Origin of the sequence: Bacillus sp. L_1B0_5 (genome assembly GCF_000836715.1) — a bacterium.
In the GTDB taxonomy this organism is placed as follows: Bacteria; Bacillota; Bacilli; order Bacillales; family Bacillaceae_G; genus Bacillus_A; species Bacillus_A thuringiensis_S.
The window spans coordinates 1-3546 of record NZ_JXIS01000118.1 but is presented as its reverse complement, the minus strand read 5'-3'; the positions used below and the strand labels follow the sequence as shown (position 1 = coordinate 3546).

The following is a 3546-nucleotide window of genomic DNA, read 5'->3' as shown; positions in this document are numbered from 1 at the left end:
CAAACTGGAGAACATGTTCAGCTACTTGGCTTCGGTACATTCGAAGTTAGAGAACGTGCTGCACGTGAAGGACGCAATCCACATACTGGTGAGGCGCTTACTATTCCTGCGGGAAAAACACCTGCCTTTAAAGCAGGAAAAGCATTAAAAGAAGCTGTAAACGCTAAATAATATTTCTTTAACAGTGGCATGAATCCAGTAGGAATCATGCTACTGTTTTATTTTAGAAGCGAATCGTGGAGATCGCATGTTTATATACAAGCTGTTGCTTACCTTCAACTTCTATTAAAACAGAATAAGTATCAAATCCTCTTATTATTCCTTTTACATGCAATCCTTTTAACAGAATTAAAGTGATATCCTTCCTCTTTTGAAACGCCTCTTGCAACAATTGTTCCTGCAAAGATAGCATGTTCTTGCCTTTATCCTTTTGGAATGCTTGTAATTTCACTTCCAACGAGTTCGCCTCCTATTCTGCTCATACCGTTACTTTGTATTGTTCTAATTCTTCCATAAGTTGTTTCGCCCCTTCTGGGCTCAACGTCAGTTTTCCATCAGCTAGTTTGATATTTTGGGGAGAAATTTCTCCTGTAATCGGACAAGTACCATACGATTGATATTTCTGTAGAATAATCGCATTCTTTTCTACAAAAATTTCTAGAGCGTCTCCTGAATCTACTTGTAAAATTCGTCTTGTTTCTTTTGGTATCACAATTCGTCCTAAATTATCCATTTTCCGTACAATACCTGTTGCTTTCATAGAAATGTCCTCCTTTTGTACACATAGACTATCTCACATCTTATGTGACCGTTTTCATTTTTTAAAAACTGCATATACTATAAAAAGTTGATATCAATCTGTAGAAATAGCGAGGTTTCCCATGTCTACATCTGATGTTACCCACTTACAAAAACAAATTGAAGAAAAAAAGAAACAACTGCGACAGTTGGTAAAAGCATACGGATATACGGACCCCATTGTTCTTGCATCTAGCCAAGAACTAGATCAATTCGTGTACGCGATTACTCTCCTCGAACAGTTAAATGTAAAAAATGATTCCAATTCATCAATAGAATTGGAATCTCATTATACATATGTCCTCTATATTTTACCATAACTGGACTTTATGTGGGCTGAATAAAGAAACTTCTGCATAAATATAATTCTTACGTTTTTAAATATTAAAAATATAAACAAAATAACATTTCCCCTTAAATGCTAAAAGTTCCGCAAGGAACAGGTCGTATTTTCTTTCGCTATGCTTCAGAAAATCTCCACCTTTTGTTTTTACTGCTTCACTCCGTTACTGCAGTAAAAATAATCCTTGCCCAACTTTTTTTGGCTCGTGAAATGGCGTCGCCAAGCCGACATACCCAAAAGCAAGTGTTTTCTCTATCGGCTTGATCTTTCCAGTATACGAGCCAAACCGCTAACCTTTCGTCCTCTTATTTAGTTTTTCATCCGTCGTCACCAGACGTTTCAAACCGTGGGGCCTCGTCCCCACACGACGAGCCAACCTCTATCCCAAAAGGCAAGGGAAAACCTTTTTATCCAAATCTAAAAATAAAGTTTCATTCTTTAGAAATTCGCGGTTCTCCAAACCATATAAACATAGCATCTCTGGAAATAATCCATTCTTTTCTTACCCCATTTGGTGGTAAAAAGAACTTAATTAATCCTTCATCAATCATTTGTTGCAACTCTTCTTGCTGTTTTTCATTTAGCATAGACGGACTATATTTATTCTTTAGAGTATCTCTTTTAACTCCCCATTTATATGCTGCTTCAGATGGTGTCATGTAGTTTTCAATCTCATTCATAGTAAATTCTCCTTTATTATATAGAATCAAACAAAGGGAATATTTAATATCCCCTCTGCATATAAGCATATTACGCCCCTTTATTTAGAAACTTTCTAAGTGAAGGGTGCTTTGTTTCTAAAATTGCTAGACGAATTAATTTGATTTTTGTTTCTTTTGTAAGAGCAAGCCAATCAGATGTGGAGATTTTCATTTTATATTCCACCTTTCAATGGTAATATTCGTATTTTTATTGGTTTTTCTCCAGGTAATCTTGCTGCAGCAAGGAGCGATTTCTTTATAAAACCGAACAATATCAAGTTCAGGAATCAAAAATCATTCGTATTTTCATTCGGCACAATGCCAATACACTGATTTATATGAAATGGTAAATTCAACAACTGATTCACGAAGAATAAAATCTTTATCTCGAATAGCAATAACTTCCCCATGATACGATAATTTTTCATCGTTATAACCGATTTCAGTTGTTCCAACACGAATTATATCTCCCACCTGTACATTAGCTTTAAACTTTGCAATTCCTAATTCGTTCATATGTTTTTGCTCTCCTTTATTATGTTATAATAGGAGAAGGGAATGGATCAGATTCCCTTCTAGTCATTCGTTTTACTGGCGGATGGCTTTTTCGTTTTTAAAGTACCTATTTGCTACTCCTGTGAATAGTTGGTCTACTGACAATCCTCTTTCAAAAATCCCTTCTAGGTCTTCTTCAGATATATTGCACATGACCTGCATTACGAGAAGCTTAAATTTCTGCTCTGAAGTTAGCTTATTTATTTCTTTTTCTTTTTTTCTTTGATAAAAATTCACAACTTCAGCAAGCTTTGTTTCTTCTTGTGGCTCAATAATTGCTTCCATATTTTCATTTCCCCTTTCGTTATTTTTCATCCTTACAAGTCTATTATCCCACGAACGCAATAGACCTACAAGGCTTTTTTGTTATTTTTTTCAATTACTTTTCGACAAAAAAGACCCTACTATTAATAGAGTCTTTACTTTATATTTTCTTCTTTAACAAGATATTGCTGTGCTTTTTTTATTGTAAATTATTTATTTCCTTAACGATTCGTTTCGTTCTTACAACTAGCCAAATTCCTAATAACATGAAAATAAACGGCACAACATAACATGTTATAATATATACCCACACATATAGATTAGTATCAAACAGATTCTTAGTTAAATGACCAAAAATAACACTGATTAGTGTACCGAGTGAAATAAAAAATGAAGATAAAACATTATCCCTAAGTTCTTCTTTCAAATCTTTCATAGTTTGAAATTTATTCATCTTTCATTTCCCCTTTAATTTGTTTTATCCTCTATTTCATCATTGATTTTCTTAACTAATTTCACCGTTCCAATTTCCTCATAAGGTTCAACAGAATACCCTTTCTCTTGTAAAACTTTAGCAACCTCTTGCATATCTCTCCAAGCTTCTGTACCTTGACCAAATTCAATAGTTACTATATTCATAATGCATTCCTCCATTTTTTAATAAAATACAAATTGTATTAACACTCTTCAAAGATCCCTCTATTTATTGTTCATTTTCAATAATGTAATATCCTTGGCTAGAAATTGATTTTATACGCTGTAAATCATCAATCATCCTTGCATTTAATTCCACTATGGTTCTACTTCCCCCATTCCTTCCATCAAGATCATCCAATTCCCATAGCAAACTTTTCTCACCAGGTTCTGGTGCAAATAATGGACAAA

The 3546-nt window shown here is 34.1% G+C and carries 10 protein-coding genes and 1 pseudogene; 2 read left to right on the top strand and 9 right to left on the bottom strand.

Annotation, left to right across the window (positions count from 1 at the left end):
• On the top strand, positions 1-171 hold a 171-nt coding region (locus RT27_RS28380), incomplete at its 5' end, for an HU family DNA-binding protein (protein WP_043938447.1).
• A gap of 52 nt (positions 172-223) precedes the next feature.
• On the opposite strand, the gene hfq is transcribed toward RT27_RS28380, so the two are convergent.
• Entirely contained in the window at positions 224-457 is a 234-nt protein-coding gene (gene hfq, locus RT27_RS28375; protein WP_016110686.1) for an RNA chaperone Hfq, read from the bottom strand.
• A 21-nt stretch (positions 458-478) separates the two neighbouring features.
• Complete coding sequence (locus RT27_RS28370) at positions 479-760, bottom strand: AbrB/MazE/SpoVT family DNA-binding domain-containing protein (RefSeq protein WP_043938446.1); 282 nt, start codon at positions 758-760, stop codon at positions 479-481.
• A 121-nt stretch (positions 761-881) separates the two neighbouring features.
• Here RT27_RS28370 and RT27_RS34445 point away from each other — a divergent pair, with 121 nt between their 5' ends.
• A complete protein-coding gene (locus tag RT27_RS34445; protein WP_231583609.1) occupies positions 882-1118 on the top strand; it encodes an aspartyl-phosphate phosphatase Spo0E family protein in 237 nt (78 codons plus the stop codon).
• Positions 1119-1572: 454 nt separating this feature from the next.
• Here RT27_RS34445 and RT27_RS28360 read toward each other — a convergent pair whose 3' ends face one another.
• The 7 genes and pseudogenes from RT27_RS28360 to RT27_RS35465 all read right to left on the bottom strand — a co-directional run.
• Positions 1573-1821, bottom strand: coding sequence for a hypothetical protein (locus tag RT27_RS28360; protein WP_043938445.1), 249 nt, complete (start codon positions 1819-1821; stop codon positions 1573-1575).
• Between the two features lie 70 nt (positions 1822-1891).
• Positions 1892-2014 (bottom strand): hypothetical protein, encoded by a 123-nt coding sequence (locus RT27_RS36155; RefSeq protein ID WP_000704136.1) that lies wholly within the window; start codon positions 2012-2014, stop codon positions 1892-1894.
• A 134-nt stretch (positions 2015-2148) separates the two neighbouring features.
• Positions 2149-2358, bottom strand: a complete 210-nt coding sequence (locus RT27_RS28355) for a hypothetical protein (protein ID WP_043938444.1) — start codon at positions 2356-2358, stop codon at positions 2149-2151.
• Positions 2359-2430: 72 nt separating this feature from the next.
• A complete protein-coding gene (locus tag RT27_RS28350) occupies positions 2431-2682 on the bottom strand; it encodes a hypothetical protein (protein ID WP_231577709.1) in 252 nt (83 codons plus the stop codon).
• 178 nt (positions 2683-2860) lie between these two features.
• Positions 2861-3115: a hypothetical protein gene (locus RT27_RS28345; RefSeq protein ID WP_043938443.1), complete on the bottom strand. Its 255-nt coding sequence runs from the start codon at positions 3113-3115 to the stop codon at positions 2861-2863.
• Between the two features lie 14 nt (positions 3116-3129).
• Positions 3130-3300, bottom strand: coding sequence for a hypothetical protein (locus RT27_RS34975; RefSeq protein WP_001028554.1), 171 nt, complete (start codon positions 3298-3300; stop codon positions 3130-3132).
• 64 nt (positions 3301-3364) lie between these two features.
• Positions 3365-3546, bottom strand: a pseudogene (locus RT27_RS35465) (vacuolar protein-sorting protein 36); the annotation flags it as partial.